The 26,273-nt window shown below is 66.5% G+C and carries 26 protein-coding genes; 7 read left to right on the top strand and 19 right to left on the bottom strand.

Annotated elements, in window-relative coordinates:
* Positions 1-26: 26 nt before the first annotated feature.
* Complete coding sequence (locus AC1D2O_RS17155) at positions 27-1,337, bottom strand: O-acetylhomoserine aminocarboxypropyltransferase (RefSeq protein WP_478090613.1); 1,311 nt, start codon at positions 1,335-1,337, stop codon at positions 27-29.
* 138 nt (positions 1,338-1,475) lie between these two features.
* On the opposite strand from AC1D2O_RS17155, the gene AC1D2O_RS17160 reads away from it, so the two are divergent.
* Positions 1,476-1,916 (top strand): CBS domain-containing protein, encoded by a 441-nt coding sequence (locus tag AC1D2O_RS17160; protein ID WP_442281601.1) that lies wholly within the window; start codon positions 1,476-1,478, stop codon positions 1,914-1,916.
* Positions 1,917-2,049: 133 nt separating this feature from the next.
* On the opposite strand, the gene AC1D2O_RS17165 is transcribed toward AC1D2O_RS17160, so the two are convergent.
* Together AC1D2O_RS17165 and AC1D2O_RS17170 are read right to left on the bottom strand one after the other, a co-directional pair.
* Entirely contained in the window at positions 2,050-3,039 is a 990-nt protein-coding gene (locus tag AC1D2O_RS17165) for a Bug family tripartite tricarboxylate transporter substrate binding protein (RefSeq protein ID WP_478095064.1), read from the bottom strand.
* The gene (locus AC1D2O_RS17170; RefSeq protein ID WP_478157571.1) at positions 3,036-4,124 is read right to left on the bottom strand and encodes an adenosine deaminase family protein; all 1,089 of its coding nucleotides are present in this window, start codon (positions 4,122-4,124) and stop codon (positions 3,036-3,038) included. Before AC1D2O_RS17170 ends, AC1D2O_RS17165 begins: the two co-directional genes overlap by 4 nt.
* An 81-nt stretch (positions 4,125-4,205) precedes the next feature.
* Between AC1D2O_RS17170 and AC1D2O_RS17175 the strand changes: the two genes are divergently transcribed.
* Positions 4,206-5,117: a LysR family transcriptional regulator gene (locus tag AC1D2O_RS17175; protein WP_478090426.1), complete on the top strand. Its 912-nt coding sequence runs from the start codon at positions 4,206-4,208 to the stop codon at positions 5,115-5,117.
* Here the strand turns inward: AC1D2O_RS17175 and AC1D2O_RS17180 are convergent.
* Entirely contained in the window at positions 5,114-6,331 is a 1,218-nt protein-coding gene (locus AC1D2O_RS17180) for a polyhydroxyalkanoate depolymerase (protein ID WP_478090427.1), read from the bottom strand. The two genes, AC1D2O_RS17175 and AC1D2O_RS17180, sit on opposite strands and share 4 nt — an antisense overlap.
* 103 nt (positions 6,332-6,434) lie before the next feature.
* On the opposite strand from AC1D2O_RS17180, the gene AC1D2O_RS17185 reads away from it, so the two are divergent.
* Positions 6,435-7,091 carry a glutathione S-transferase gene (locus AC1D2O_RS17185; protein WP_478157572.1) on the top strand — a complete coding sequence of 219 codons (657 nt, stop codon included), beginning with the start codon at positions 6,435-6,437 and terminating at the stop codon, positions 7,089-7,091.
* A gap of 19 nt (positions 7,092-7,110) precedes the next feature.
* Here the strand turns inward: AC1D2O_RS17185 and AC1D2O_RS17190 are convergent, their stop codons facing one another.
* On the bottom strand, positions 7,111-7,467 hold the full coding sequence (locus AC1D2O_RS17190; protein ID WP_478090429.1) for a DOPA 4,5-dioxygenase family protein: 357 nt from the start codon (positions 7,465-7,467) through the stop codon (positions 7,111-7,113).
* A gap of 121 nt (positions 7,468-7,588) precedes the next feature.
* Here AC1D2O_RS17190 and AC1D2O_RS17195 point away from each other — a divergent pair, with 121 nt between their 5' ends.
* Both AC1D2O_RS17195 and AC1D2O_RS17200 read left to right on the top strand, forming a co-directional pair.
* A complete protein-coding gene (locus AC1D2O_RS17195) occupies positions 7,589-8,683 on the top strand; it encodes a PA0069 family radical SAM protein (RefSeq protein WP_478090430.1) in 1,095 nt (364 codons plus the stop codon).
* 85 nt (positions 8,684-8,768) lie between these two features.
* The gene (locus AC1D2O_RS17200; RefSeq protein ID WP_478090431.1) at positions 8,769-9,236 is read left to right on the top strand and encodes a gluconokinase; all 468 of its coding nucleotides are present in this window, start codon (positions 8,769-8,771) and stop codon (positions 9,234-9,236) included.
* Positions 9,237-9,337: 101 nt separating this feature from the next.
* On the opposite strand, the gene AC1D2O_RS17205 is transcribed toward AC1D2O_RS17200, so the two are convergent.
* The 4 genes from AC1D2O_RS17205 to AC1D2O_RS17220 all read right to left on the bottom strand — a co-directional run bounded on the left by AC1D2O_RS17205 (position 9,338) and on the right by AC1D2O_RS17220 (position 12,984).
* Positions 9,338-9,949, bottom strand: a complete 612-nt coding sequence (locus tag AC1D2O_RS17205) for a 3'-5' exonuclease (RefSeq protein WP_478090432.1) — start codon at positions 9,947-9,949, stop codon at positions 9,338-9,340.
* Between the two features lie 31 nt (positions 9,950-9,980).
* Positions 9,981-10,850, bottom strand: a complete 870-nt coding sequence (fghA, locus tag AC1D2O_RS17210; RefSeq protein WP_478090433.1) for an S-formylglutathione hydrolase — start codon at positions 10,848-10,850, stop codon at positions 9,981-9,983.
* Complete coding sequence (locus tag AC1D2O_RS17215) at positions 10,847-11,758, bottom strand: alpha/beta fold hydrolase (RefSeq protein ID WP_478090434.1); 912 nt, start codon at positions 11,756-11,758, stop codon at positions 10,847-10,849. The genes fghA and AC1D2O_RS17215 overlap by 4 nt, the downstream gene beginning before the upstream one ends.
* A 119-nt stretch (positions 11,759-11,877) precedes the next feature.
* Positions 11,878-12,984 carry an S-(hydroxymethyl)glutathione dehydrogenase/class III alcohol dehydrogenase gene (locus AC1D2O_RS17220; RefSeq protein ID WP_478090435.1) on the bottom strand — a complete coding sequence of 369 codons (1,107 nt, stop codon included), beginning with the start codon at positions 12,982-12,984 and terminating at the stop codon, positions 11,878-11,880.
* 65 nt (positions 12,985-13,049) lie between these two features.
* Here AC1D2O_RS17220 and aroQ point away from each other — a divergent pair, with 65 nt between their 5' ends.
* Together aroQ and AC1D2O_RS17230 are read left to right on the top strand one after the other, a co-directional pair.
* Entirely contained in the window at positions 13,050-13,502 is a 453-nt protein-coding gene (aroQ, locus tag AC1D2O_RS17225; protein WP_478090436.1) for a type II 3-dehydroquinate dehydratase, read from the top strand.
* The gene (locus AC1D2O_RS17230; RefSeq protein ID WP_478090437.1) at positions 13,499-14,140 is read left to right on the top strand and encodes a DNA-3-methyladenine glycosylase I; all 642 of its coding nucleotides are present in this window, start codon (positions 13,499-13,501) and stop codon (positions 14,138-14,140) included. Before aroQ ends, AC1D2O_RS17230 begins: the two co-directional genes overlap by 4 nt.
* Here the strand turns inward: AC1D2O_RS17230 and AC1D2O_RS17235 are convergent.
* The 10 genes from AC1D2O_RS17235 to AC1D2O_RS17280 form a co-directional block, all read right to left on the bottom strand.
* Positions 14,137-15,654 carry a SpoVR family protein gene (locus AC1D2O_RS17235; protein WP_478157574.1) on the bottom strand — a complete coding sequence of 506 codons (1,518 nt, stop codon included), beginning with the start codon at positions 15,652-15,654 and terminating at the stop codon, positions 14,137-14,139. The genes AC1D2O_RS17230 and AC1D2O_RS17235 overlap by 4 nt on opposite strands.
* Positions 15,651-16,934 (bottom strand): YeaH/YhbH family protein, encoded by a 1,284-nt coding sequence (locus tag AC1D2O_RS17240; protein ID WP_478157596.1) that lies wholly within the window; start codon positions 16,932-16,934, stop codon positions 15,651-15,653. The genes AC1D2O_RS17235 and AC1D2O_RS17240 overlap by 4 nt, the downstream gene beginning before the upstream one ends.
* A 27-nt stretch (positions 16,935-16,961) precedes the next feature.
* Positions 16,962-18,884: a PrkA family serine protein kinase gene (locus AC1D2O_RS17245; protein ID WP_478157576.1), complete on the bottom strand. Its 1,923-nt coding sequence runs from the start codon at positions 18,882-18,884 to the stop codon at positions 16,962-16,964.
* 479 nt (positions 18,885-19,363) lie between these two features.
* On the bottom strand, positions 19,364-20,503 hold the full coding sequence (gene dnaJ, locus AC1D2O_RS17250) for a molecular chaperone DnaJ (protein WP_478157578.1): 1,140 nt from the start codon (positions 20,501-20,503) through the stop codon (positions 19,364-19,366).
* A gap of 92 nt (positions 20,504-20,595) precedes the next feature.
* Positions 20,596-22,527 carry a molecular chaperone DnaK gene (gene dnaK / locus AC1D2O_RS17255; RefSeq protein WP_478157580.1) on the bottom strand — a complete coding sequence of 644 codons (1,932 nt, stop codon included), beginning with the start codon at positions 22,525-22,527 and terminating at the stop codon, positions 20,596-20,598.
* 104 nt (positions 22,528-22,631) lie between these two features.
* Positions 22,632-23,198 carry a nucleotide exchange factor GrpE gene (gene grpE / locus AC1D2O_RS17260; protein ID WP_478089963.1) on the bottom strand — a complete coding sequence of 189 codons (567 nt, stop codon included), beginning with the start codon at positions 23,196-23,198 and terminating at the stop codon, positions 22,632-22,634.
* A 188-nt stretch (positions 23,199-23,386) separates the two neighbouring features.
* Complete coding sequence (locus AC1D2O_RS17265) at positions 23,387-23,737, bottom strand: FKBP-type peptidyl-prolyl cis-trans isomerase (protein WP_478089962.1); 351 nt, start codon at positions 23,735-23,737, stop codon at positions 23,387-23,389.
* Positions 23,738-23,800: 63 nt separating this feature from the next.
* Positions 23,801-24,127, bottom strand: a complete 327-nt coding sequence (locus AC1D2O_RS17270; protein WP_478089961.1) for a winged helix-turn-helix transcriptional regulator — start codon at positions 24,125-24,127, stop codon at positions 23,801-23,803.
* A 138-nt stretch (positions 24,128-24,265) separates the two neighbouring features.
* Entirely contained in the window at positions 24,266-25,123 is an 858-nt protein-coding gene (gene asd, locus AC1D2O_RS17275) for an archaetidylserine decarboxylase (protein ID WP_478157582.1), read from the bottom strand.
* A 148-nt stretch (positions 25,124-25,271) separates the two neighbouring features.
* Positions 25,272-26,264 (bottom strand): Bug family tripartite tricarboxylate transporter substrate binding protein, encoded by a 993-nt coding sequence (locus AC1D2O_RS17280; RefSeq protein ID WP_478089959.1) that lies wholly within the window; start codon positions 26,262-26,264, stop codon positions 25,272-25,274.
* Positions 26,265-26,273 lie beyond the last annotated feature (9 nt).

The raw sequence follows: 26,273 nt of genomic DNA on the forward strand, positions 1-26,273 counted from the left end.
TGAAATGATGAGCGTGGGGGTTCATGTCACGCACCTGCCTTTTCCGCGCTCTTCAGCGCGCGCTTGAGGTCGTCGATCAGGTCGGCCGGGTCTTCGAGCCCGATCGACAGCCTGATGGTGCCCTGCGAGATCCCGGCACCCGCCAGCGCCTCGTCGCTCATGCGGAAATGCGTGGTGCTCGCGGGATGGATCACCAGGCTGCGGCAATCGCCCACGTTGGCCAGGTGGCTGAACAGCTTGAGCGCCTCGATGAACTTCTTGCCCTGCTCGCGGTTGCCCTTGAGGTCGAAGCTGAACACCGCACCGGCGCCCTTGGCGCCATGGCGCAGCAGCTTGTTGGCCAGCGCATGGCTGGGGTGCGATTCGAGCAGCGGATGCCCCACGTGCGACACGAAGGGATGCGAAGCCAGGAACTCCACCACCTTCTGCGTGTTGTCGATGTGGCGCTCCATGCGCAGCGGCAGCGTCTCGATGCCCTGCAGGATCAGCCAGGCCGTGTGCGGGCTCATCGAGGCGCCGAAGTCGCGCAGGCCCTCGCGGCGTGCGCGCAGCAGGAAGGCGCCGACCGTGCTCTCCTCGCTGAAGACCATGTTGTGGAAGCCGTCGTAGGCCTGGGTCAGTTCGGCAAACTTGCCCGAGCGTTCCCAGTCGAAGCTGCCGCCGTCGACCACCACGCCGCCGATCACGGTGCCGTGGCCCGAGAGGAACTTGGTAGCCGAGTGATAGACCAGGTCGGCGCCCCAGTCGAAGGGCTTGATCAGGTAGGGCGAGGTCAGCGTGGAATCGACCAGAAGCGGCACCTTGGCCGCGTGCGCGATCTCGCTGACCGCGGGAATGTCGAGCACGTCGAGTCCCGGGTTGCCCACGGTCTCGCCGAACAGCAGCTTGGTCTCGGGCCGGATCGCGGCGCGCCAGCCGTCGAGGTCGCCCGGCTTCACGAAGGTGGTGTCGATGCCGAAGCGGCGCATCGTGTAGTGCAGCAGGTTCTGCGAGCCGCCGTACAGCGCGGTGCTGGCGACGATGTGCGAGCCGGCACCCATCAGCGTCGCGATCGACAGGTGCAGTGCCGCCTGGCCGCTGGCGGTGGCGATCGCGCCGATGCCGCCTTCAAGCGCCGCCACGCGCTGCTCGAGCACGGCGTTGGTCGGGTTGCTGATGCGCGAGTAGACGTGGCCGGCGCGCTCGAGGTTGAACAGCGCCGCGGCATGGTCGCTGGATTCGAAGACGAAGGAGGTGGTGAGATGGATCGGCACCGCCCGCGCGCCGGTGGCGGGGTCGGGTGCGGCGCCGGCATGCAATGCCAGCGTGTCGAAGCCGGGGTCGGAGTAGCCGGACATGAGCGCCTTTCGAGATCGTTTCTGCAATGCCCCGTTACGCGTGCATCCTGCACGGCGAAATCGCGGGGTCGGTGGACGGGCGGCCATTGTGGGCTATATTCAAATCGGCACGCCGCCGAGCAAGTGAGGAGCAATTACATGAAAGTCAGCGACATCCTGCGAGTGAAGGGCAACACGCTCTTCACGGTCACGCCCGACGAGCCCCTGGCTAGCGCGGTCGACGTCATGGCCGACAAGGACATCGGCTCGCTGGTGGTCATGGAGCACGGCGACCTGGTCGGCATGCTCACCTTCCGCGAAGTGATCGTCGCCATCGTCGCCAACGGCGGCCAGGTCGGCGGAACCCTGGTGCGCAAGGCGATGGACGACCATCCCGTGACCTGCACCCTCGAAACCGACCTCGACGAGATCCGCCGCATCATGCTCGAGCGCCACGCGCGCTACATGCCCGTGATGGACAAGCGCATGCTGATGGGCGTGATCAGCTTCTACGACGTCGCCAAGGCGGTGGTCGACAGCCAGAACTTCGAGAACAAGATGCTCAAGGCCTACATTCGCGACTGGCCCGAAACAGAGTAGCTCCCCCCCAGGTTGCCCGGCACTTCGTGTCCGGGCGCCCACCCCCTACCGGGGGCAACACCAGCGGCCCGGCGGAGCCGGTTCCGCGGTGTTTCACCAACGGGCCTGGCTGCGCCGGCCGGGGGCCTGCTGCCTACTCCTTGATGTTGGCGGCTTGCACGATTTTTTGGTTGCGGGCGTATTCCGATTTGACGAACTGGGCGAGCTCCTCGGGCGAGCCGCTGCCGGGGATGGCGCCTTGCTCCTGCAGCTTGGCGCGCACTTCGGGGTCCTTGAGCACGGCGTTGAGTTCCTGGTTGAGGCGGCTCACGATCGGCGCCGGCGTTCCGGCCGGCGCGAAGATGCCGGTCCAGCTCACCATCGAGTAGCCCTTCAGGCCCGGCATCTCGTTGAAGGTGGACACCTGCGGCAGCGCGTCGAGCCGCTGGCCGCCCGTCACGCCGAGCGCCTTCAGCCGGTTGCCGCTCACATGCGGGATGGCGCTGGTGCTGACCAGCATCGCGAGGTCGACCTGGTTGCCGATCACGTCGGTCGCGATCTGGGCACCGCCGCGGTAGGGCACGTGGGTGACGAAGATGCCGGTGCGCTCCTTCAGCAGTTCCATCGCCAGCTGCAGCACGGTGCCGACGCCCGAGGTGGCGTAGTTGTACTTGCCGGGCGCGGCCTTCGCGAGCTTGACGAAGTCGGCGAAGTCCTTCACCGGCAGGCCCGGCCGGGCGACCAGCACCATGGGCGCGGTGTTCAGCATGCCCACCGGCGCCAGGTCCTTCAGCGGGTCGAACTTGAAGGCAGCGGGGTTGATCAACTTTCCGATCGCGATCGCGCTGTCCGGGCCTGCGACCAGGGTGTAGCCGTCCGGCGCCGCATTCACCGCCTTGGCGACCCCGATGGCGCCGCCCGCGCCGGTCACGTTCTCGATCACGACCGACTGCTTGAGGCGTTCGCCGAGCCTGGTTGCGACCAGCCGTGCGTTGAAGTCCACGCTGCCGCCCGCCGAATAGGGAACGATCAGCGTGATCGGCTTGGCGCCGGGCCAGGCGGAGGGCTGTGCGAAGGCGGCGCCGGGCAGGGCCGCGATCAGCATCGAGGCCAGCAGCAAGGGTTTCGGGATCGGGGTGTTCATGGGTTCAGCGTGGTGGGTTCTTGTGGAAGGAGGGCCCGCAGCGCATCGAACTCGGCGCTCCATTGGCTGCGCCAGTGGCGGCGCAAGGAATCATCGATCCAGGCGCCGTCGAGTCCGTTGTGCATGAAGCCGCGCAGGTCGTCCAGGCCGAAACCGAAGTCGCGCACCATCATCAGCCACGCCCCGGTGGGCGTGACCTTGTGCAGGGTCGGGTCGTCGGTGTTCGGGTGGATCCGCAGGCCCAGCCCCGGCATGCGGCGGATCGGGTGGTCGAGCGCCCAGCGTTCCGGCGGCAGGGTGCGCAGGTAGTAGGAGTTGGTCGGCACCACGGTGAACAGCACGCCGCGCTCGGCGCATTCGCGCGCGAACCCGGGCTGGTCGACCACGGTGTAGCCGTGGTCGATGCGGTCGACCTGCAGCAGATCGAGGGCGGTGCGCACGTTGGTCCAGGGCATGCCGAACTCGCCGGCGTGCGCGGTGGTCTTGAGGCCGGCGCGCCGGGCGTCGCGGTAGGCCTCGAGAAAGAGCTCGGGCGGCCGATCGACCTCGCGGTAGTCGATGCCGATGCCGATCACTTCCTCGCACCGGCTCTGCGTGACCCATCGCACCATCTCGACGGCCGCCTCGGGACTGGCTTCGCGATCGATCGCCGCGATCAGCCGGCCGACGATGCCGAACTCTCGTTGCGCGTCATGGATGGCGTTGACGATCGCATCCTGCGCTTTCCGGTAGCCGATGCCCGATGCGTGCACGGTGCCCGTCGGGTTCCAGAAGAACTCGCTGTAGCGGACGTTGTGCGACGCCGCGTCCTGCAGGTATTCGAAGGTGAGCCGATGCAGGTCGTCGGCGCTGCGCACCAGCTGGGCATCGAGCGCGCGCAGCACCCGCAGCACGCCGACCGGCTTCTCGCCCCGGGTGTAGAAGCCCTCGATCTCGTCGTCGGCCAGCGGCGAACCGGCCCGGCGGTTGAGGTCCGCGAAGGTGCCGTGCCGGACCGTGCCGAACAGATGGCAGTGCAATTCGACCTTCGGGATCGCTCGCAGGAAGGGCTCCAGGGCGCCAGGCGTTGCGACGGCAGTGCTCATGCAGGCCAGTCTAGGGAGGGTGATGAAATAAGGAAAATTTTGAATTCCTATAATTTCATTCATTCAATTGATAACCAAGCGATGAGTTCCTTGCCCCTGCGTGCATTGACGCTTCGCCAGCTCCAGTGCTTCTCGGTGCTGGTGCAGGAGGGCCAGTTCGGCCGCGCCGCGCGCAGGCTGGCGATCACCCAGCCGGCCCTGAGCAACGCCATCAAGCAGATGGAGAAGCTCCTCGGTGCCGAGCTGCTGACCCGTTCGACGCACCGGCTCGAGCTCACGCCGGTCGGCGCCGAGGTGCTGGCGCGCACCGACTACCTGGTCAATACTTTCGAGGTCGCGTTGCGCGATATCGAGAGCACGGTGCAGCGCGGACGCGCTTTCGTGCGCATCGGCGTGATCCCTTCGGCCAGCGCCCGCGTCGCGACGGCGGTGGCCGGGTTCATCGGCGGTGATGCACCGCCCGGCATCGAGTTCGCCTGGCGCGACGCGCCGTCGAACACCCTGCTGGCCGAAGTGCGCAGCGGCCGGCTCGACCTGGCCGTGGCGGCCATCACCGAGCCGCCGGGCGGGCTGGACTGCGTGGACCTGTTCCGCGATCCGCTGGTGCTGGTGGTGCGGCGCGACCATCCGCTGGCCGCGCTTGGCGAGGCTGACTGGGAGGCCATCGGCGGCGAGCGCCTGGTGCTGTTCGAGAGCGGCAGCATGCCGGCGCTCGGCGACCCGGCCCGCGCCCAGTTCGCGCAGGGTTCGGAGCCCTATCGCGTGAGCTATTCGGAAACGCTCTACGCCCTGGTGCGCGGCGGGCTGGCGCTCGGCCTGATGCCGAAGCTCTACACCTCGTCGCTTCGCGACGATGAACTGGTGGTGCTCCCGCTCGTGAAGCCGCACATCGAGCGCCGCGTGGTGCTGGTCTACCTGCCCGGGCCGATGCGCAACGTGGTGTCGCAGGCGCTGATCGCGCATCTGCGGCACGCCCTGGTGACGCCGGCCTAGTGCAGCTCTTGCGCCGTGTGGATCATCTCGCGCACGCGGGGGTAGATCTGGGCGTTCCACTTGCTGCCGCTGAAGACGCCGTAGTGGCCGACGCCGGCCTGCAGGTGATGGGTCTTGAGGTAGGGGCGGATGCTCGGGCAGAGGTCCTGGGCCGCCACGGTCTGGCCGACCGCGCAGATGTCGTCGCGTTCGCCTTCCACGGTCATCAAGGCGGTGCGGCGGATCGCCGACGGATCGACCTTGCGCTCGCCGACGGTCAGCTCGCCGCGCGGCAGGTCGTAGGTCTGGAACACGCGCGCCACCGTCTCCAGGTAGAACTCGGCCGGCAGGTCGTTGACCGCCAGGTACTCGTCGTAGAAATCGCGGATCGTGGCCGCCTGCTCGAGTTCGCCTTCGACCAGGTGGTGATAGAGCTTCCTGAACTGTTCCTTGTGGCGGTCCGGATTCATGCTCATGAAGGCGCTGAGCTGCAGGAAGCCCGGATAGACGCGCCGCATCACACCGGCGTGCGGCCAGGGCACGCGGCTGATCAGGTTGCGTTCGAACCAGCCGATCGGGCGGTCGGTCGCCAGCTTGTTCACGGCCGTCGGGTTGATGCGGCAGTCGACCGGTCCGGCCATCAGGGTCAGGCTCAGCGGCGAGGCCGGGTGGCCGTCTTCCGCCATCAGCGCGGTGGCCGCCAGGGCCGCCACGCAAGGTTGGCAGACCGCCACCATGTGGGCGCCGGGGCCGATCGCCTCGAGAAAACTCACGATCTGCAGCGTGTAGTCGTCCAGGCCGAAGCCGCCGTTCCACAGCGGCACGTCGCGCGCGTTGTGCCAGTCGGTCAGGTACACGTCGTGGTCGCGCAGCAGGGTGCGCACCGTTTCGCGCAGCAGTGTCGCGAAATGGCCCGACAGTGGTGCGGCCAGCAGCACCTTGGGCTGCACCGCCTTGGTGTTCTTGCGGAAGTGCAGCAGCGTGCCGAAGGGCGCGACCAGCGCCACCTCTTCGTGCACCGGGACTTCCTCGCCCTCGCACACCACGCTCTGGATGCCGTAGTCCGGCCGCGTGTGGGTCAGCCGCATGTGGGCATAGACCTCCATGGCCGCCGCGATCCGGCGGCGGGCGCCGCGGTCCGAAGGGGCCTGCCACGCGCCGCTGCCGAGGTACTGGGCTGCGAGCCGGGACGGCGAGAGCAGGTCGGTGTGTGTTTGGTAGGCCCGGTACAGCATGCCTGGAGTGCAGGCAAGTTGCGGGCCAAGCCGCCGCGGTGCACTGTTCTGGCATGGGGCTTGCACACCCGCAGAGCCGATCCGGCAGCCCAGGAGCGTCCCCATGGCCAAACCCGTCCTCACCATCAGCAGCAAGAACTACGGTGCGTGGTCGCTGCGCGGCTGGTTGATGTGCCGGCTTGCGGGGCTGGATTTCAGCGAGAAGGTGATCCCGCCGGACGATCCGGCCATGAAGGCCGAGATGCTGCTGCTGTCGGCCTCGATGCTGGTGCCCTCGCTGCAGCACGGCCGCATCAAGGTCTGGGACACGCTCGCGATCGGCGAGTACCTCCACGAGATCAAGCCCAAGGCCGGGCTGCTGCCCGCCGATGCCGAGGCCCGGGCGATCTGCCGGGCGATCTGCGGCGAGATGCATTCCGGCTTCAGCTCGTTGCGCAGTTCGCTGCCGATGAACATCAAGGCCCGGTTCCCGAACTTCAAGATCTGGTCGCGCGCCCAGACCGACATCGACCGCGTGGTCGCGATCTGGCGCGAATGCCTCCAGGCCCATGGCGGCCCCTACCTGTTCGGCAAGCAGCCGTGCATGGCGGACGCGATGTACGCGCCGGTGGTGACGCGCTTCATCACCTACGACGTCACGCTGGACGCCGCCTGCGCCGGCTATTGCAAGCGCATCATGGAACTGCCGGCGATGCAGGAATGGATCAAGGCGGCGAAGCAGGAGCCCGACGAGATCGACGAGCTCGACGCCGAGTTCTGAGGCCCGATCGCTGCGGGGTTCAGCCGCCCGGGCGGCTGAACATGCGCAGGTCGAGCGGCGACTCGTTGCCGAGCCACATGGCGTGCGCGGTGTGGTCCAGGTAGTCGTTGCCGGTGACGCCGTGCACGAACACGTCCAGGCCTCCGCGGTGGCCGTCCAGCCACGCGACGACCTCGTCGAACTCGGCGGCATCGAAGGCGATCTGGCAGCTCCAGTGCGGGTGCGGGCCGACCAGGCGCTCGTGCACCCGGCCGACCACGACCAGCAGTTCGTGCCCCGCGTCCTCGGCGATCTTGCGCGCCTGGGCGACCGTGCCGGGACCGAAATAGATGTGGGCGTGGTACTGCGGGTAGAGGTTTTCGGGACGGCGGGGCATGAGCGGCTCGATGAGAGTGACAAGCTTAGCGCTGCACCGCGCCGGAAACTTAACAACCGGTTGCCGCATCTCGAGTAAAAAGGTGAAATACTGTGATTTCATACAGTATGCGGATCGCCCCATGGCCGACACCTTCATCCCCGTGCATGCCCTCAAGGGCCGCGGCGCGGCCACGCGCCTGCCGCACCGCTTCGAGCGCGACGTTCGCGATGCCTTCGACGACGGCTGGGGCACGCTGGAAGAAGGCGAGGCCGAGTCCGAGGGCCTGCCGCCGCTGGCGACCGAGGTCCGCTTCGAGGACGTGAAGTCGGTGCTGAGCGACAACGATTCGCCCGACATCCCCTTCGATCGATCGCTCAATCCCTACCGCGGCTGCGAGCACGGCTGCATCTACTGCTTCGCGCGGCCCACGCACAGCTACCTCAATCTCTCGCCCGGCCTCGATTTCGAGACCAAGCTCATCGCCAAGCGCAACATCGCCGAGGTGCTCCGCAGCGAACTCGGCCGCAGGGGCTATCGTCCCAGCCAGATCGCGATCGGCACCGCCACCGACTGCTACCAGCCGATCGAGCGCGAGCTGCGGCTCACGCGTTCGGTCATCGAACTGCTGAAGGAAACCCGCCATCCCTTCGGCCTGGTCACCAAATCGAGCGCGGTCGAGCGCGACCTCGACCTGATCGCGCCGATGGCGGCCGACCGGTTGGCGGCGGTCTACGTCACGATCACCACGCTCGACGGCGAGCTGGCGCGCAAGCTCGAGCCGCGCGCCGCCGCGCCGCACCGGCGGCTGCGCACCCTGCGCACGCTGGCCGATGCGGGCGTGCCGGTCGGCGTCAGCGTGGCGCCGCAGATTCCCTTCGTCACCGAGGACATGGAACAGGTGCTGGAGGCCGCCTGGGAGGCGGGAGCGCGTTGCGCTTTCTATACGGTCATCCGGCTCCCGTGGGAGGTGGCGCCGCTGTTCAAGCAATGGCTCGAGCTGCACTACCCGCAGCGCGCGGACCGCATCATGGCGCGCATCCGCGAGATGCGCGGCGGCAAGGACTACGATGCCGACTTCGCGACCCGCATGAAGGGCAGCGGGCTGTGGGCCGACCTGATCCGCCAGCGTTTCGAGAAGGCGACCCGGCGCATCGGCTTCAACCGCGAGCGCATCGCGCTCGACCTCGGCGCGTTCCGGCCACCTGGCGCGGCGGGGCAGGGCAGTCTGTTCTAGCGGGATGGGTCGACTTGGTTACACAATGCAGTGAATGGCAAAAAATTGCGTTCCCCCCCCAGCGACGACGCCCTGGTGGGTGGTGATGGGGGTTTCCGGTTGCGGCAAGTCCAGCCTCGGGGCCGCGTTGGCGCGGGACATGGAACTGCCGCTGATCGAAGGCGATGACTTCCATTCGCCCGAAAGCGTTGCCAAGATGCGAGCCGGAATTGCGCTCACCGACGCCGACCGTGCAGGCTGGCTCACCGCGCTGGGCCTTGAAATGGCGCGTCACCGGGGTGGGGCGGTGCTGACCTGTTCGGCCCTCAAGCGCGACTACCGCGAGCGATTGCGCTCCGCTGTTCCGGGCCTGCGCTTCGTCTTCATGGCGCTGACGCGCGAGGAGGCCGAGCGTCGCGTGGCGGCGCGCGCCGGCGCGCACATGTTTCCGGCCAGCCTGGTCGCCAACCAGTTCGCGACGCTGGAATCCCCGGTCGGCGAACCCGGCGTGCTGGAGGTGGACGCCACGGCGCCGATGCCCGAGCTGGTGGCGCGCGTGCGAGCGTTGCTGTGAGGGTGAATGCGTCCGATGCTTCCCGGCATTCGTCAGGGATACCGCGGAACCGGCTTTGCCGGGCCGCCCCCGGAAGGGGGTGGGCGACTACACGAAGTGAGTCAACCTGGGGGAGTGCTTAACCCCAGCGCGTCGAAGACCCGGATCGCTGCATATGCGTCGTTGGCCGCATAACGCAGCTGCGCGTCGGTCAGCTGCCGGTTGGCCCAGTTCGAGGTCGTGGCCTTGCGCGACTTGACGAAGCGGCGGTCGAACACCAGCGCCACGGCGGTCTTCACGCCGACCGACTTGCGGTAGCCGCGGCGGCGGAACTCGGTGTCGAGGTCGAGCACGGCCTGCGGCTCGACGCCGAAGCGCTGCCGGATCAGGCTCAGGTCGGTCGACAGGCCGAAGCCGGCCTTGATCAGTTCGGCCGAGCCCAGCAGCGCGGCCAGCGCGCCGTGGAACTCGGTGCGATGCAGCTGGAACAGCCAGGCCTGGTCGCGGGTCGCGAACTGGACCACATGCGGTCCGCCCGAGACTTCGAACTTGGCGAAGGTCGGCTTGGACTCGGTGTCGAAGCCGACCACGCGGCTGGCCAGCAGCGCCGCCGTGGCGGCCTCCGCGTCCTGCGCTGTGGCGACCACGCGGATGTCCCCCAGGCCCAGGCCCTCGAAAGGCTCGAGCAGGGCGATCTGTTCACGTTCGGGGATCGGGGGGAGCTTGTCGTTCATTCGAAAGGTCTGTTGGGCTGTTATGGCGTCTTCAAGCCTGCAGCAGGCTTCTGCCGTGATGCGCCAGGTGGTCCGCAACGACGCTCTGGATGAAGTAGTAGCCGTGGTCGTAGCCTTCGTGGCGGCGCAGCGTGAGCGGCTGGCCGGCGCTCGCGCAGGCGGCCTCGAACAGATGCGGGTGGAGCTGCTCGGCGAGGAATTTGTCGGCCAGGCCCTGGTCGACCAGGATGCCTTCGGGGAAGGGTGCCACGGATTGCGATTGCATCAGGGCGCTGGCGTCGTGCGCCAGCCACCGGCTGCGATCGGCGCCGAGGTAGCCGTTGAACGCCTTCTCGCCCCAGGGACACTGCGTCGGCGCGCAAATCGGCGCCAGGGCCGAGAGCGACTTGAAGCGGCCCGGATGGCGCAGCGCGAGCGTCAGCGCGCCATGGCCGCCCATCGAATGGCCGAAGACGCCGAGGCGCTCGCCGTCCACCGGCTGGCTTCTCGCGACCAGCGGCAGCAGCTCGCGGATCAGCCAGCTTTCCATGCGCCAGTGCGCTGCCCAGGGCGCCTCGGTGGCGTCGAGGTAGAAGCCGGCGCCGATGCCGAAATCCCAACTCGCGGTCGCACCCTCGAGGTCCTCGGCGCCGGGCCCGCGCGGACTGGTGTCGGGTGCGATCAGCGCCAGGCCGAGTTCGGCCGCCAGCCGCTGGGCGCCGGCCTTGACCATGAAGGTCTCTTCGTTGCAGGTCAGGCCGGCGAGGTACAGCACCGCCGGCACCGGCCCGCGCGCTGCTCGCGGCGGCAGGAAGACCGAGAAGCGCATCGGCAGCCCGATCTCGCGCGAGTCGTGTTCGAGGAAGCGTTGTGTGCCGCCGAAGCAGCGGTGTTCGGAAAGGACCTTGGGGCTGTCTGTCATGTCTTCGATGGGGGGATGAGTTCGAGCACCGCATCGGCGAACACGCGCGGCGCCTCCTGCGGCATGTTGTGGCCCACGCCGGGCACGATGCGGTGCGAGCGGGGGCCGGTGAAGCGGTGGGCATGCGCCGATGCATCGCTCGCGGGACGCACGCCGTCGTCGGCGCCGTCGAAAGTGATGGACGGCACGCGGATCGGCGGTTGCGCGGCCAGCCGGGCCTCGATGGTCGCACAGCCCGGATCGCCCGGCACCAGCCCGAAGCGGTGGCGGTACGAGTGGATCACCACCTCGACGAAGTCGGGGTGGTCGAAGGCGGCGGCGCTGCGCTCGAAGGTCGCGTCATCGAAGGTCCAGGTCGGCGACCAGAGCCGCCACAGCAAGCGCGCGATGCCGCGCCGGTCGGCCGCCAGCCCGGCGTGTCCGCGTTCGCTGTGGAAGTAGTACTGGTACCAGAGCCGATGCTCGTTCTCTGCGACTTCGGGCCGCATCGCCTGTGCGATGTCCTGGATGTTGTAGCTGTTGAACGAGACCAGCCCGGCGCAGCGCTCGGGCCACAGCGCCGCCACCACGCAGGCCGCGCGCCCACCCCAGTCGTAGCCCGCCAGCACGGCACGCGGGATCGCCAGCGCATCGAGCAGCGCGAGAAGGTCGGCGCCCAGGGCCGCCTGTTCGCCCGAACGGGGTGTGGAATCGCTCAGGAAGCGCGTGGCGCCGTAGCCGCGCAGGTAGGGCACGATGACCCTGCAGCCCGCCGCGGCCAGCATCGGCGCGACCTCGGCGTAGCTGTGGATGTCGTAAGGAAAGCCGTGCATCAGCAGCACCGGCGGGCCGTCGGACGGCCCGGCCTCGACATACGCGGTCTCGAGCACGCCAGCTTCGATCGTTCGCAGGGGTTGCATGAATTCCATCGAAGCTCCTAGACACGGTTTCCTTCCAGGGATACCGCGGATCCGGCTTCGCCGGGCCGCCGGTATCGCCCCCTGAAAGGGGGTGGGCGGGCTACACGCAGTGAGCCCAACCTGGGGGGTTAGTAGATCACCACCCCGCGGATGGACTCTCCGCGCTTCATCAGGTCGAAGCCCTTGTTGATGTCCTCGAGCGGCATGGTGTGCGTGATCAGGTCGTCGATGTTGATCTTGTTCTCCATGTACCAGTCGACGATCTTCGGCACGTCGGTGCGCCCGCGCGCGCCGCCGAAGGCCGAGCCTTCCCACTTGCGGCCGGTGACGAGCTGGAACGGCCGCGTGCTGATCTCGGCGCCCGCCTCGGCCACGCCGATGATGATGCTGCGGCCCCAGCCCTTGTGCGTGCATTCGAGCGCCTGGCGCATCACCTGGGTGTTGCCGATGCACTCGAAGCTGTAGTCGGCGCCGCCGTCGGTCAGCTGCACGATGGCATCGACCACGTTCGGCGTGTCCTTCGGGTTGATGAAGTGCGTCATGCCGAACTTGCGCGCCATCGCCTCGCGTTCGGGGTTCAGGTCGACGCCGATGATCTTGTCGGCGCCCACCATCTTCGCGCCCTGGATCACGTTCAGGCCGATGCCGCCCAGGCCGAAGACGACCACGTTGGCGCCGGCCTCGACCTTGGCCGTGAAGATCACCGCGCCGATGCCGGTGGTCACGCCGCAGCCGATGTAGCAGACCTTGTCGAAGGGCGCGTCCTCGCGGATCTTGGCCAGCGAGATCTCGGGGGCTACCGTGTAGTTGCTGAAGGTGCTGGTTCCCATGTAATGGAAGATCGGCTTGCCGTCGAGGCTGAAGCGGCTGGTGGCGTCGGGCATCAGGCCCTTGCCCTGGGTGCCGCGGATCAGCTGGCACAGGTTGGTCTTGCGGCTCAGGCAGAACTTGCACTGGCGGCATTCGGGCGTGTAGAGCGGGATGACGTGGTCGCCCTTCTTGAGGGTCGTCACGCCGGGGCCGACGTCCACCACGATGCCCGCGCCCTCGTGGCCGAGGATGGCCGGGAAGATGCCTTCGGGGTCGGCGCCCGAGAGCGTGTAGTAGTCGGTATGGCAGATGCCCGTGGCCTTGATCTCGACCAGCACCTCGCCGAACTTCGGCCCTTCGAGGTCGACGGTTTCGATGGTCAGCGGGGCTCCGGATTTCCAGGCGACGGCGGCTTTGGTTTTCATGGGACTTGCGGATTCGGTTCAGGAACCGGGCACTATAAGATGCCTGCCAATTGGAGCGCCATGTCATGAAGAAAGTCCTTGTCCTCAACGGCCCGAATCTCAACCTGCTCGGCACCCGCGAGCCCGCGCAATACGGCTACGAGACGCTGGCCGACGTCGAGCGCATGTGCCAGGAAACCGGCGCCACGCTCGGCGTCGAAATCGAATGCCGCCAGTCCAACCACGAGGGCCAGTTGATCGACTGGATCCACGAGGCCGGGCGCGAGATCGCGGCCGGGCGCATGCTCGGCGTGGTGATGAACCCCGGGGCCTACACCCATACCTCCATTGCCCTGCACGATGCGATCAAGGGTGCGAGCGTGCCGCTGATCGAACTGCACATCTCCAACGTGCATGCCCGCGAGGAGTTCCGCCATCACTCGTACATCTCTCCGGCAGCGCGGGGAATCATCGTCGGACTCGGCGTCAAGGGCTATCCGCTCGCGATCGAGGCGCTGGTGCGCGTGAGCGCGGCGTGACGCGCGAGCGAGCCGGCCTGTTCGAAGGCGCGGATGGCGCCTGGCGCTGCCGCTGGTGCGAATCGACGCAGGTCTACCGCGACTACCACGACAGCGAATGGGGCTTCCCGGTCACCGATGAGCGTCGTCTGTTCGAGAAGCTGTGCCTCGAAGGCTTCCAGGCCGGCCTGAGCTGGCTCACCATCCTCAACAAGCGCGAGGCCTTCAGGCGCGGCTTCGCGGAGTTCGATGCCGAGCGCATGGCGCGCTTCGGTCCGAAGGACGTCGAGCGGCTGCTCGCCGATGCCGGCATCGTGCGCCATCGCGGCAAGATCGAGTCGGCCATCAACAACGCCCGGCGGGTCATCGAGCTGCGCGCCGAGTTCGGCTCGCTGGCTGCCTATGCGTGGGGCTTCGAGCCCGATCCGGCCTTGCGTCCGAAGCGCATCACGCACGAGGCGTTGAGGGCCATGACGACATCGCCCGAATCGATCGCGATGTCCAAGGACCTGAAAAAGCGCGGCTGGAGTTTCGTCGGCCCGACCACCGTGTATGCCTTCATGCAGGCCATGGGGCTGGTCAACGACCACGTCGAAGGTTGCCATGCGCGCGAGCTGGCATTGACGGCCCGCGCGGAGATCGGGCTCACCTCCAGCTAGGCTGTCTGCGGTCCGGGCACTTTGCGGTGATTGATCCGCCCCTGGCTGTCGACGCTCTCGAGATGGACGTCGAAGCCCCATAGCCGGGCCACGTGCTTGAGCACCTCGTTCGAATCGTCGTGCAGCGGCCGGTTGTTGTGCTGCGTGTGGCGCAGCGTCAACGAGCGGTCGCCGCGCAGGTTCACGCTCCACACCTGGATGTTGGGTTCGCGATGGTTCAGGTCGTACTGGCGAGACAGCGATTCGCGCACCTGCCGGTAGCCGCTGTCGTCATGGATCGCCGACACCTCGAGTTCGGACTCGCTCTCCTTGTCGCTGACGGTGAAGAAGCGGAAGTCGCGCATCAGCTTGGGCGACAGGAACTGGCCGATGAAACTCTCGTCCTTGAAATTGCGCATCGCATAGTCGAGCGACGCGACCCAGTCGGAATCCGCTAGGTCGGGGAACCAGCGCCGGTCTTCCTCGGTCGGCTTCTCGCAGATGCGCCTGAGGTCGGTGAACATCGCGAAGCCCAGCGCATACGGATTGATCCCGCTGTAGGCGCGATGGCCGATCGGCGGCTGGAACACCACGTTGGTATGCGACTGCAGCCATTCCATCATGAAGCCGTCGGCCAGCAGGCCTTCGTCGTAGAGCGTATTGAGCAGGGTGTAGTGCCAGAAGGTGGCCCAGCCTTCATTCATCACCTGCGTCTGGCGCTGCGGATAGAAGTACTGCCCGATCTTGCGCACGATGCGCACCACTTCGCGTTGCCAGGGCTCCAGCAATGGTGCATTTTTCTCGATGAAGTAGAGCAAGTTCTCCTGGGGCTCGGACGGGAAGCGCTTCGAGGCCTCTTCATCTTCCGCGCTACGGCCGCTCTTGCGCGGCAGGGTGCGCCAGAGGTCGTTGACCTGCTGCTGCAGGTGGTGCTCGCGCTCCTCGCGCCGCGCCTGCTCCTGGCTCAGCGACAGCCGCTGCGGCCTGCGGTAGCGATCGACGCCATGGTTCATCAGCGCGTGGCAGGAATCGAGCAGGTCCTCGACCGCCGACACGCCGTGGTGCTCCTCGCATTCGGAGATGAATTTCCGGGCGTAGACCAGGTAGTCGATGATGGACGAGGCATCGGTCCACATCTTGAACAGGTAGTTGCCCTTGAAGAAGCTGTTGTGGCCATAGGCCGCGTGGGCGATCACCAGGGCCTGCATGGCCATGGTGTTCTCTTCCATCAGGTAGGCGATGCAGGGATCGGAGTTGATCACGATCTCGTAGGCCAGGCCCATGTGGCCGCGCCGGTAGTTCTTTTCGGTGGCGATGAACTGCTTGCCGTAGGACCAGTGGCGGTAGATGACCGGCATGCCGACCGAGGCATAGGCGTCCATCATCTGCTCGGCCGTGATGATCTCGAGCTGGTTGGGGTAGGTGTCCAGCTTGTAGCCGCGCGCCACCCGCGCGATCTCGGTGTGGTACTGCTCGATCAGCTCGAAGGTCCAGTCGGAGGGACTGGGCAAGGGCGTCCGTGTCTTGTCGTTCACGCCGCACCTCTTTCTTTCTTGAACAGGTCGCGGAACACCGGATAGATGTCCTGCGCGTCGCTCACCTTGCGCATTGCGAAGTTCTTGTGGGCGTCGACCAGCTGGCTGTATTCCTCCCACATGTTCTGCTCGGCCTCGGCCACCTGCACGTAGGCGTAGTAGCGCACCAGCGGCAGCAGGTGATCGCTCAGAAGCTCGCGGCAGCGGCCGCTGTCCTGATGCCAGTTGTCGCCGTCGCTGGCCTGCGCGCCGTAGATGTTCCACTCGCCGCTGGGATAGCGCGCGCGCACGATGTCGAGCATCAGCGTCAGTGCGCTGGAGACCACGGTGCCGCCGGTCTCGGTGGCATGGAAGAACTCGTCCTCGGTGACTTCCGAGGCCTGCGTGTGATGGCGGATGAAGACCAGGTCGATCTTCTCGTAGTGCCGCGTCAGGAACATGTAGAGCAGCATGAAGAATCGCTTGGACATGTCCTTGCGCGCCTCGTCCATCGAGCCCGAGACGTCCATCAGGCAGAACATGACGGCCTTGGCCGACGGGATCGGCACCTTGACGCGGTTGCGGTAGCGCAGGTCGATCGGGTCGAGAAAGGGCACGTGCTTGGCCTTGGCGCGCAGCTCCTCGAGCTTGGCCTCGGTCTCGCGGATCTCGCGCTGGATCAGTGCGTCCGTGGCGCGCGGGCTGCGCTGCAGGTGCAGCAGATGGGCCTCGAGCTCGCGGATCTCGCGCCGCGCATCCCCGCCGAGCGCGATCCGCCGGGCCAGCGCGCCGCGCATCGAGCGCACCACGTGCAGGTTGCTCGGACTGCCGTCGCTCACGAAGCCGGCGCGGTGGCTCTTCCACTCGGGCACCTCGGCCAGCTGCGTGCGGATCAGGTGGGGCAGGGCGAGGTCCTCGAAGAACACCCGCATGAACTCTTCCTTGGTCAGGCGGAAGACGAAGTCGTCCTCGCCCCCTTCGCCGTCGCCGGCCTGCGAGCCGCTGCCCGAGCCGCCGCCGCCCTGCGGACGTTCGATGCGGTCGCCCTTGATGTACTCCTTGTTCCCCGGATGCACGTACTCGCGGTCACCGCCCTGGCCGTGGCCGAACACCGGCTCGGACACGTCGCGCTTGGGCAGCGTGATGTCCTCGCCCTGTTCGAGGTCGCGGATGCCGCGGCCGCTGACCGCACGGCGCACGGCCTCGCCGATCTGCTCGCGATAGCGCCGCAGGAAACGCTCGCGGTTGCCAATGGACTTGTTCTTGCCCGACAACCGGCGGTCGATGATCTGCTGCAGCATGGCCACGGCCGGATCTCCTTCAGCTCATCATGAGCTCTTGCGAACGCGCAAATACCACTCGCACAGCAGGCGAACCTGCTTGGCCGTATAGCCCTTGTGGACCATGCGGTTGACGAAGTCCTCGTGCTTCTTCATCTCGTCGGCGCTGCTCTTGGCATTGAAGCTGATGACCGGCAGCAGTTCTTCGGTGTTCGAGAACATCTTCTTCTCGATCACGGTGCGCAGCTTCTCGTAGCTGGTCCACAGCGGGTTCTTGCCCGCGTTGCCGGCGCGCGCGCGCAGCACGAAGTTGACGATCTCGTTGCGGAAGTCCTTCGGGTTACTGATGCCCGCGGGCTTCTCGATCTTCTCGAGCTCGGCATTGAGCGAGCCGCGGTCGAACACCTCGCCGGTGTCCTGGTCGCGGTACTCCTGGTCCTGTATCCAGTAGTCGGCGTAGGTCACGTAGCGATCGAAGATGTTCTGGCCGTACTCCGAATAGCTCTCGAGGTAGGCGGTCTGGATCTCCTTGCCGATGAACTCCGCATAGCGCGGCGCCATCAGCTCCTTGATGTAGGACAGGTACTTCTGCTCGGTCTCGGGCGCGAACTGCTCGCGCTCGATCTGCTGCTCGAGCACATACATCAGGTGCACCGGATTGGCGGCCACCTCGCTGCTGTCGAAGTTGAAGACCTTCGAGATGATCTTGAACGCGAAACGCGTCGACACCCCGCTCATCCCTTCGTCGACACCGGCGTAGTCGCGGTACTCCTGTATCGACTTGGCCTTCGGATCGGTGTCCTTGAGGTTCTCGCCGTCGTAGACCTGCATCTTGCTGAAGATGCTGGAGTTCTCGGGTTCCTTCAGGCGCGTCAGCACCGAGAACTGGGCCATCATGCGCATCGTGCCGGGCGCGCAGGGCGCGTGCGCGAGCGACGAATTGCGCACCAGCTTCTCGTAGATCTTGATCTCTTCGGACACGCGCAGGCAGTAGGGCACCTTGACGATGTAGATGCGGTCGAGGAAGGCCTCGTTGTTCTTGTTGTTGCGGAAGGCCTTCCACTCGCTCTCGTTGCTGTGCGCGAGCACGATGCCGTCGAAGGGGATGGCGCCGAAGCCTTCGGTGCCCTTGAAGTTGCCCTCCTGCGTGGCGGTCAGCAGCGGATGCAGCACCTTGATCGGCGCCTTGAACATCTCGACGAACTCGAGCAGGCCCTGGTTCGCCAGGCACAGGCCGCCGGAGTAGGCATAGGCGTCCGGATCGTCCTGAGCATAGTCTTCCAGCTTGCGGATGTCGATCTTGCCGACCAGCGAGGAGATGTCCTGGTTGTTCTCGTCGCCCGGCTCGGTCTTGGCGACCGCGACCTGGCGCAGCACGGAGGGGTAGCGCTTGACGACCTGGAATTTGCGGATGTCGCCGCCATACTCCTCCAGCCGCTTCACCGCCCAGGGCGAAAGGACGCGCTGCAGGTAGCGCCGGGGGATGCCGTATTCCCGTTCGAGAATCTCGCCATCCTCGGCTTCGTCGAACAGGCCCAGCGGGGTCTCGTTGACCGGCGAACCCTTGATCGAATAGAAGGGCACGTGCTCCATGAGCTGCTTCAGGCGCTCGGCGATCGAACTCTTGCCGCCGCCGACCGGGCCGAGCAGGTAGAGGATCTGCTTCCTTTCCTCCAGACCCTGCGCGCCGTGCCGGAAATACGACACCACCTGCTCGATGGCGTCCTCCATGCCGTAGAACTCCCGGAAGGCCGGGTAGATCTTGATCACCTTGTTGGCAAAGATGCGCGACAGGCGGGGGTTGTTTCGCGTGTCGACCAGTTCGGGTTCTCCGATGGCCTTGAGCATGCGCTCGGCTGCCGTGGCGTAGGCCATCGGTTCCTGCTTGCAAATATCGAGATAGTCCTGCAGGGACAGAACCTCTTCGCGCGTACGCTCGTACCGAGCGGCGAAGTTACTGATGACATCCATAGACACCTCCATCGAGTCAGCGGGGCGCTGCCCGGAGTTTCCGTGCTGCACACGTTGCATCGTTCGCAGGAATGGTGCCAGGTGATGTGTGCACGCTTTGGAATGACCCCTCAGGCAGGAACTTGCTCAAAGCATAGAACAAAGAGCGCGTCGAGCAAATTGCTTTTCAAATAAGAATTTCATCGTCGTAAAAAAGTTCCAGCGGAAAGCGGGAGCAATTGGCGAAAACCGGACCCGCCGCTTGCCGCATTGGTCCATCGTACGAGGATGCCGGCCTTCGTGCACGGGACCGTCCGGGTCGCTGTCGGCGTCCGCAGGTTCTGTTCATGGGCCTCCATGATCTGTGTTGGCTCAACGTCCGAGGGGGCGGCGTCGCCGACCGCGCCTGGCGGCGACGCCGGCCCACAAAAAAGGCGGCCCGCAGGCCGCCTGGAATCCATCGCTGCCGGGTCGACCGGCAAGCGCCGCCGACGCGGCGCTCAGGTGAAGAACTCCTTCGCCTTGTCGAACCAGCCCTTGTCGGTCGGGCTGTGCTTCTCGCCGCCCTTCTTGAGCGACTCGTCGAGCTCTTTCATGAGTTTGCGCTGGTGCTCGGTCAGCTTGACCGGCGTCTCGACCCGCACGTGGCAGTACAGGTCGCCCGGGTAGCTGGAACGCACCCCCTTGATGCCCTTGCCGCGGAGGCGAAACTGCTTGCCGCTCTGGGTGCCGTCGGGGATGTCGATCGCGGCCGCGCCCTTCAGGGTCGGCACGTTGATCTCGCCGCCGAGCGCGGCCGTCGTGATGCTGACCGGCACCACGCAGTGCAGGTCGTCGCCGTCGCGCTCGAAGAGTTCGTGCTTCTTGAGGCGGATCTCGATGTAAAGATCGCCCGGCGGGCCGCCGTTGGTGCCGGGCTCGCCGTTGCCGGTGCTGCGGATGCGCATGCCGTCGTCGATGCCGGCAGGGATCTTCACTTCCAGCGTCTTGTTGTTCTTGATCTTGCCCTGGCCGTGGCAGGTGGCGCAGGGCTCCGGAATGATCTTGCCGGAGCCGTGGCAGGTCGGGCAGGTCTGCTGCACGCTGAAGAAGCCCTGGCGCATCTGGACCGCGCCCTGGCCGTGGCAGGTGGTGCAGGTGATCGGCTTGGTGCCGGGCTTGGCGCCCGTGCCCTTGCAGGTGCCGCAGTCGTCCCAGCTCGGGATCCGGATCTGGGCGTCCTTGCCCTCGGCCGCTTCCTCGAGCGTGACTTCCATCGCATAGCTCAGGTCGCTGCCGCGGAACACCTGGCGGCCGCTGCCCTGGCGGCCCCCGCGGGCGCCGCCGAAGACGTCGCCGAAGATGTCGCCGAAGGCCTCGGCGAAGCCGCCGAAGCCTTCCGCGCCCGGCCCGCCGCGCATGTTGGGGTCGACGCCCGCGTGCCCGTACTGGTCGTAGGCGGCCCGTTTCTGGCTGTCCGACAGCATTTCGTAGGCTTCCTTGACCTCCTTGAACTTGGCCTCGGACTCCTTGCCGGTGTCGCCGTGGTTGCGGTCGGGGTGATGCTTCATCGCGAGCTTGCGATAAGCCTTCTTGATTTCCTCCTCGCTCGCATTCTTGGGAACGCCGAGGGTTTCGTAGTAGTCGCGTTTGGTGGCCATGGTCGGGAATCGGTGGCGAAATCGGGGGGGCAGAAAGCGGAAAAGGCCGGACCGCCTTGCCAGGGGGTCCAGCCTCGTTCAGGGCGGGAAGATCAGCCCTTCTTGACTTCCTTGACCTCGGCGTCGACCACGTTGTCGTCCGCCGGGGCGCTTGCAGCTTCCGGGCCAGCGCCCGGGCCGCCGGCGGCGCCCGCGGCGGCCTGGGCGTCGGCGTACATCTTCTCGCCGAGCTTCTGGCTGGCGCTCATCAGGGTGTTGGTCTTGTCGTCGATCGCGGCCTTGTCCTCGCCCTTGAGGGCTTCTTCCACGTCCTTGATCGCAGCTTCGATCTTTTCCTTCTCGCCGGCGTCCAGGCTGGCGCCGTGCTCGCCCAGCGACTTCTTGACGCTGTGCACCATGGCTTCGCCCTGGTTGCGGGCCTGGGCCAGCTCGACCTTCTTCTTGTCCTCGGCCGCGTTGAGTTCGGCGTCCTTCACCATCTTCTGGATCTCGTCCTCCGACAGGCCCGAGTTCGCCTTGATGGTGATCTTGTTTTCCTTGCCGGTGCCCTTGTCCTTGGCGCCGACGTGCAGGATGCCGTTGGCGTCGATGTCGAAGCTGACCTCGATCTGCGGCGTGCCGCGCGAGGCCGGCGGAATGCCTTCGAGGTTGAAGTCGCCGAGCAGCTTGTTGCCCGAGGCGATCTCGCGCTCGCCCTGGAACACCTTGATCGTCACGGCCGGCTGGTTGTCCTCGGCGGTCGAGAAGGTCTGCGCGAACTTGGTCGGGATCGTGGTGTTCTTGGTGATCATCTTGGTCATCACGCCGCCCATGGTCTCGATGCCGAGCGACAGCGGGGTGACGTCGAGCAGCAACACGTCCTTGCGGTCGCCCGACAGCACCTGGCCTTGAATGGCGGCGCCGACGGCCACGGCCTCGTCGGGGTTCACGTCCTTGCGCGGTTCCTTGCCGAAGAACTCCTTGACGGTTTCCTGCACCTTGGGCATGCGGGTCATGCCGCCGACCAGGATCACGTCGCTGATGTCGGACACGCTGACGCCGGCATCCTTGATGGCGGTGCGGCAGGGCGCGATGGTGCGCTCGATCAGCTCGTCGACCAGGCTTTCGAGCTTGGCGCGCGACAGCTTGATGTTCAGGTGCTTCGGGCCCGAGGCGTCGGCCGTCACGTAGGGCAGGTTGATGTCGGTGGCGGCGCCGTTCGACAGCTCGATCTTGGCCTTCTCGGCCGCTTCCTTGAGGCGCTGCAGCGCGAGCACGTCCTTGCTCAGGTCGACGCCCTGGTCCTTCTTGAACTCGGAAATGATGTAGTCGATGATGCGCTGGTCGAAGTCCTCGCCGCCGAGGAAGGTGTCGCCGTTGGTCGACAGCACTTCGAACTGCTTTTCCCCATCCACGTCGGCGATCTCGATGATCGAGATGTCGAAGGTGCCGCCGCCGAGGTCATACACGGCGATCTTGCGATCGGCCTTGTCGTGCTTGTCGAGGCCGAAGGCCAGCGCGGCTGCGGTCGGCTCGTTGATGATGCGCTTGACGTCCAGGCCGGCGATGCGGCCGGCGTCCTTGGTGGCCTGGCGCTGGCTGTCGTTGAAGTACGCCGGCACCGTGATCACGGCCTCGGTGACCGGCTCGCCGAGGTAGTCTTCGGCGGTCTTCTTCATCTTGCGCAGGATTTCGGCGCTGATCTGCTGCGGCGCGAGCTTCTTGCCGCGCACTTCGACCCAGGCGTCGCCGTTGTCGGCCTTGGTGATGCTGTAGGGCATCAGGTCGATGTCCTTCTGGACTTCCTTTTCCTCGAACTTGCGGCCGATCAGGCGCTTGACGGCATAGATCGTGTTCTTCGGGTTGGTGACCGCCTGGCGCTTGGCAGAGGCACCGACCAGCACTTCGCCGTCTTCCTGGTAAGCCACGATCGAGGGCGTCGTGCGGGCGCCTTCCGAGTTCTCGATCACACGCGTGGTGTTGCCTTCCATGATCGACACGCACGAGTTCGTGGTGCCGAGGTCGATGCCGATGATTTTGGCCATGTTGTTTCTCCTGGACTCTGAAAATTAGGTTGTTGTGAACTTGTGGATAACCCGCTGCGATTCAAGGGACGAAGCGGGGATTTCCTGTGGGTTTCTTGTTGGTTTCAGCTCGGGCTGCTGACGGTCACCAGGGCCGGGCGCAGCACGCGGTCGGCGATCGTGTAGCCCTTCTGGAGCACGCTCGCGATGGTGTTGGGCTCCTGGCCCGGCGCCGGAACCACCGAGATCGCCTGGTGCTGGTGCGGGTCGAACTTGGCGCCGGCCGGCGGCGCGATCTCGATCACCTTGTTGCGCTCGAGCGCGCTCTTGAGCTGGCGCAGAGTGGCTTCGGTGCCCTCGCGCAGGTGCTCGGCGGTCGCCTCGGGGATCGCCAGCCCGGCTTCGAGGCTGTCGAGCACCGGCAGCAGGCTCTCGGCGAAGCCCTCGATGGCGAACTTGCGGCCCTTGGTGATCTCTTCGTCGGCCCGGCGGCGGGCGTTCTGCACGTCGGCCTGGGCGCGCAGGAACTGGTCGACCAGGTCGGCGTTCTTGGACTTCAGCTCGGCAATCTCGGCCTGGGCCTCGGCCAACGCGTCGGCTTCGTTCGCAGCCTGGGCGGCCTCGAGTTCCTCGGGGCTGGGTTCACCTTGCAGGGTGTTGGGGTTCAGGGGGGTGTTTTGCGGGTCTGACATGCTCAAAATGCCGGCGGCCACGCCGGAAATCAATGAAAAACGAACAATAGGCAGCCATTTGGGGCTCGCCGGGCGGTTTTCAAGACAAAAAAATGCGCCGGCGGCGGCGCATGGGGGACCTCATTGGCGCTGGATCAAGCCGGCGCCGACACACGCTGTGAGGAGCGTGGGGGCTGGTTCTGGCTAGCTCAGTGGGCGTCCAGCAGCTCGACGTCGAACTTGAGGGTGGCGTTGGGCGGGATGACGCCGCCGGCGCCGCGGGCGCCATAGCCGAGGGCGGCCGGGATGATCAGGGTGCGCTTGCCGCCGATCTTCATGCCGGCGACGCCTTCGTCCCAGCCCTTGATGACCTGGCCGGCGCCCAGCGAGAAGGCGAACGGGTCGTTGCGGTCGCGGCTGGAATCGAACTTGGCGCCCTGGACGCCGTCGTTGAAGAGCCAGCCGGTGTAATGCACATGCACGTGGTGGCCAGCCTTGGCTTCGGCGCCTTCGCCGACCATGGTGTCTTCGTATTGCAGGCCGGAGGGAGTGGTGGTCATGGAGCGCTCCTTTGGGATTTGGAAAAGGTGGGAAACCGGGCAGTTTAACGACCCCGCACGGCGCTACGGCGCAGGAGGAGGCGCCGTCTTCTTGACCTGGGTCTGCTGCCATTTGCCCGCAAAGGCCTGCAGGTCCGACAGGCGCTTGAGCAGGTCCTGGCCGCTCAGGGTCAGGCTGTAGCCTTCGCTGCCGTGGTTCACCAGCCCGGCCTCGCGAAGCTCCTTGATGCGGGTGTTCAGCGTGTTGGGCGTGATGCTGCCGACGCTGTCCTGCAGTAGGCGGAAGGTCTGGGCGTGACCGTCCCGGAGGGCCCAGAGAACGCGCAGCGCGTAGCGGGCTTCCAGCAGCGCGAGCAATTGGCTGACGGCTGCGTTTTCCTTGCTGCTCATCGACTTCATCTCCTCGGGTCGCCGCGTGTTTTTTTGTAGGGGGTGGGGGCACCCGGAATCGGCCGGCGACTATATCCCAGAAGGCCGCTTGCTACAAGTTTTATAGCTGTCGCGGCAAGCGGGCTGCGGCCCGTGGGATCACGGCATCAGGCGAGGAAAGTTGGCCATGGCTTCGCCGAGCCGCACCGGGCGGGCCGGCGCCCACTCCGGCGCGAAGGCCAGCGGCGGGGCCGGAAACAGCATCACCACCGTGGAGCCGAGCAGGAAGCGGCCCATTTCCTCGCCTTGCGCGAGCACGATCTGCCGGTCGGCGTAGTGCCATTCGCGCACCTCGCCGCCGCGTGGCGGATTCACCACGCCGTGCCAGACGGTCGCCATGCTGCCCACGATGGTCGCGCCGACCAGCACCAGCACGAAGGGGCCGCGGGCCGACTCGAAGACGCAGACCACGCGCTCGTTGCGCGCGAACAGGCCGGGCACGCCGCGCGCGGTGGCCGGGTTGACCGAGAACAGCTCGCCCGGCACATAGATCATGCGCAGCAGGCGGCCGTCGCACGGCATGTGGATGCGGTGGTAGTCCTTCGGGCTCAGGTAGAGCGTGGCGAAGCTGCCGTGCTCGAAATGCGCGGCCAGGGTGGCGTCGCCGCCGACCAGCGCGGTGGTCGAATAGCGGTGGCCCTTGGCCTGGAAGATCCGGTCGCCCTCGATGGCGCCGAACTGGCTGATCGCGCCGTCCACCGGCGAGATCAGGTCGGCTTGGGCCAGGGGCCGCGCACCGGGTTTGAGCGCCCGGGTGAAGAAGGCATTGAAGCTGGGATAGCTCGCGATGTCGCTGTCGAGCGCCTCGCCCATGTTGACGCCGTACTTGGCGACGAAGCGGCGGATGATCCAGGTCGTGACCGACCCGCGCTCCTTGCCCGCGACCCAGCCGGCGAAAGTGGTCAGCGCCTGCTTGGGGAAGAGATATTGAGGCAGGACGGGGAGGCGATCGGACAAGAGGTGTTCCCAGGAAAACGGAAGGCGATTCTATCGACCGGCCCCCTGGCGCTCTCGCGGGATCAGGCCGGCGCCGGGCCGCCCCAAGGCGGCCTGCGGCCCCCTCGGGGGGCAGCGAGTACACGCAGTGACGGAGCGTGGGGGTCAGTCACTCGGCTTTGATGTTCGCGGCCTTGATGACCTGCGCCCATTTTTCCACTTCGGCCTTCTGGAAGGCCGCGATCTGCGCCGTGGTCAGGTCGGCAGGTTCCATGCCGAAGCCCTTCATCTTCTCCTGCATCTCGGGCTGCGCGAGGATCTTGCGGATCTCGGTGTGCAGGCGGTCGACGATCGGCGCCGGCGTGCCGGCCGGCACGAAGATCGCCTGCCACGACACCACCTCAAAATCAGCCAGCCCCGGAACGCCCGATTCGGCGACCGTCGGCACGTCCGGCATCGAGGCCAGGCGCCTGGCCGAGGTCACGGCCAGCGCGCGCAGCTTGCCGCTCTGGATGTGCGGACCCGCCACCACGGTGGTGTCGAACATCATGTCGACCTGGCCGCCGATCACATCCTGGATCGCCGGGCCGCTGCCCTTGTACGGGATGTGCGTGAACTTGACGCCCGACTTGTAGGCCAGCAATTCCAGCGCCAGGTGCTGCGAGGTGCCGGTGCCGGCCGAGGCCGACGACAGCCCGCCCGGCTTGGAGCGGCTGGCCTCGAGCAGGTCCTTGAGCGTCTTGTACGGGCTCGCCTGGTTGACCACCAGCACGACGGGGTTGGTGCCGATCAGCGTCACCGGCGCAAAGGACTTCTGCGGGTCGTAGCCGATCTTGGGGTAGAGGCTGACGTTGATCGCGTGCGAGCTGATGGTGCCGCCCAGCAGCGTGAAGCCGTCGGGCGCCGCGCGCGCCGCGATCTCCGAGCCGACGCTGCCGCCGGCGCCGCCCTTGTTGTCGATGACGACGCTGGTGCCCAGCACCGGGCCCAGCTTCTGGCTGATCAGCCGCGCCAGCACGTCGGTGGTGCCGCCGGCAGGGAAGGGGACCAGGTAGGTGATCGGCTTGGCCGTCGGCCATTGGCCCTGCGCGAAGGCGGGCAGGGCCGGCAGGCCCGCGGCCAGCGATGCGAGTGCGGTGTGGATCAGGGTGCGGCGTTGCATGGCGGGTCT

Source organism: Variovorax sp. P1_G12, assembly GCF_056405555.1.

Coding starts and splice junctions, on each gene's coding strand:
- AC1D2O_RS17155 (WP_478090613.1), bottom strand. CDS start 1,337: ATGTCCGGCTACTCCGACCCCGGCTTCGACACGCTGGCATTGCATGCC.
- AC1D2O_RS17160 (WP_442281601.1), top strand. CDS start 1,476: ATGAAAGTCAGCGACATCCTGCGAGTGAAGGGCAACACGCTCTTCACG.
- AC1D2O_RS17165 (WP_478095064.1), bottom strand. CDS start 3,039: ATGAACACCCCGATCCCGAAACCCTTGCTGCTGGCCTCGATGCTGATC.
- AC1D2O_RS17170 (WP_478157571.1), bottom strand. CDS start 4,124: ATGAGCACTGCCGTCGCAACGCCTGGCGCCCTGGAGCCCTTCCTGCGA.
- AC1D2O_RS17175 (WP_478090426.1), top strand. CDS start 4,206: ATGAGTTCCTTGCCCCTGCGTGCATTGACGCTTCGCCAGCTCCAGTGC.
- AC1D2O_RS17180 (WP_478090427.1), bottom strand. CDS start 6,331: ATGCTGTACCGGGCCTACCAAACACACACCGACCTGCTCTCGCCGTCC.
- AC1D2O_RS17185 (WP_478157572.1), top strand. CDS start 6,435: ATGGCCAAACCCGTCCTCACCATCAGCAGCAAGAACTACGGTGCGTGG.
- AC1D2O_RS17190 (WP_478090429.1), bottom strand. CDS start 7,467: ATGCCCCGCCGTCCCGAAAACCTCTACCCGCAGTACCACGCCCACATC.
- AC1D2O_RS17195 (WP_478090430.1), top strand. CDS start 7,589: ATGGCCGACACCTTCATCCCCGTGCATGCCCTCAAGGGCCGCGGCGCG.
- AC1D2O_RS17200 (WP_478090431.1), top strand. CDS start 8,769: ATGGGGGTTTCCGGTTGCGGCAAGTCCAGCCTCGGGGCCGCGTTGGCG.
- AC1D2O_RS17205 (WP_478090432.1), bottom strand. CDS start 9,949: ATGAACGACAAGCTCCCCCCGATCCCCGAACGTGAACAGATCGCCCTG.
- fghA (WP_478090433.1), bottom strand. CDS start 10,850: ATGACAGACAGCCCCAAGGTCCTTTCCGAACACCGCTGCTTCGGCGGC.
- AC1D2O_RS17215 (WP_478090434.1), bottom strand. CDS start 11,758: ATGGAATTCATGCAACCCCTGCGAACGATCGAAGCTGGCGTGCTCGAG.
- AC1D2O_RS17220 (WP_478090435.1), bottom strand. CDS start 12,984: ATGAAAACCAAAGCCGCCGTCGCCTGGAAATCCGGAGCCCCGCTGACC.
- aroQ (WP_478090436.1), top strand. CDS start 13,050: ATGAAGAAAGTCCTTGTCCTCAACGGCCCGAATCTCAACCTGCTCGGC.
- AC1D2O_RS17240 (WP_478157596.1), bottom strand. CDS start 16,934: ATGCTGCAGCAGATCATCGACCGCCGGTTGTCGGGCAAGAACAAGTCC.
- AC1D2O_RS17245 (WP_478157576.1), bottom strand. CDS start 18,884: ATGGATGTCATCAGTAACTTCGCCGCTCGGTACGAGCGTACGCGCGAA.
- dnaJ (WP_478157578.1), bottom strand. CDS start 20,503: ATGGCCACCAAACGCGACTACTACGAAACCCTCGGCGTTCCCAAGAAT.
- dnaK (WP_478157580.1), bottom strand. CDS start 22,527: ATGGCCAAAATCATCGGCATCGACCTCGGCACCACGAACTCGTGCGTG.
- grpE (WP_478089963.1), bottom strand. CDS start 23,198: ATGTCAGACCCGCAAAACACCCCCCTGAACCCCAACACCCTGCAAGGT.
- AC1D2O_RS17265 (WP_478089962.1), bottom strand. CDS start 23,737: ATGACCACCACTCCCTCCGGCCTGCAATACGAAGACACCATGGTCGGC.
- AC1D2O_RS17270 (WP_478089961.1), bottom strand. CDS start 24,127: ATGAGCAGCAAGGAAAACGCAGCCGTCAGCCAATTGCTCGCGCTGCTG.
- AC1D2O_RS17280 (WP_478089959.1), bottom strand. CDS start 26,264: ATGCAACGCCGCACCCTGATCCACACCGCACTCGCATCGCTGGCCGCG.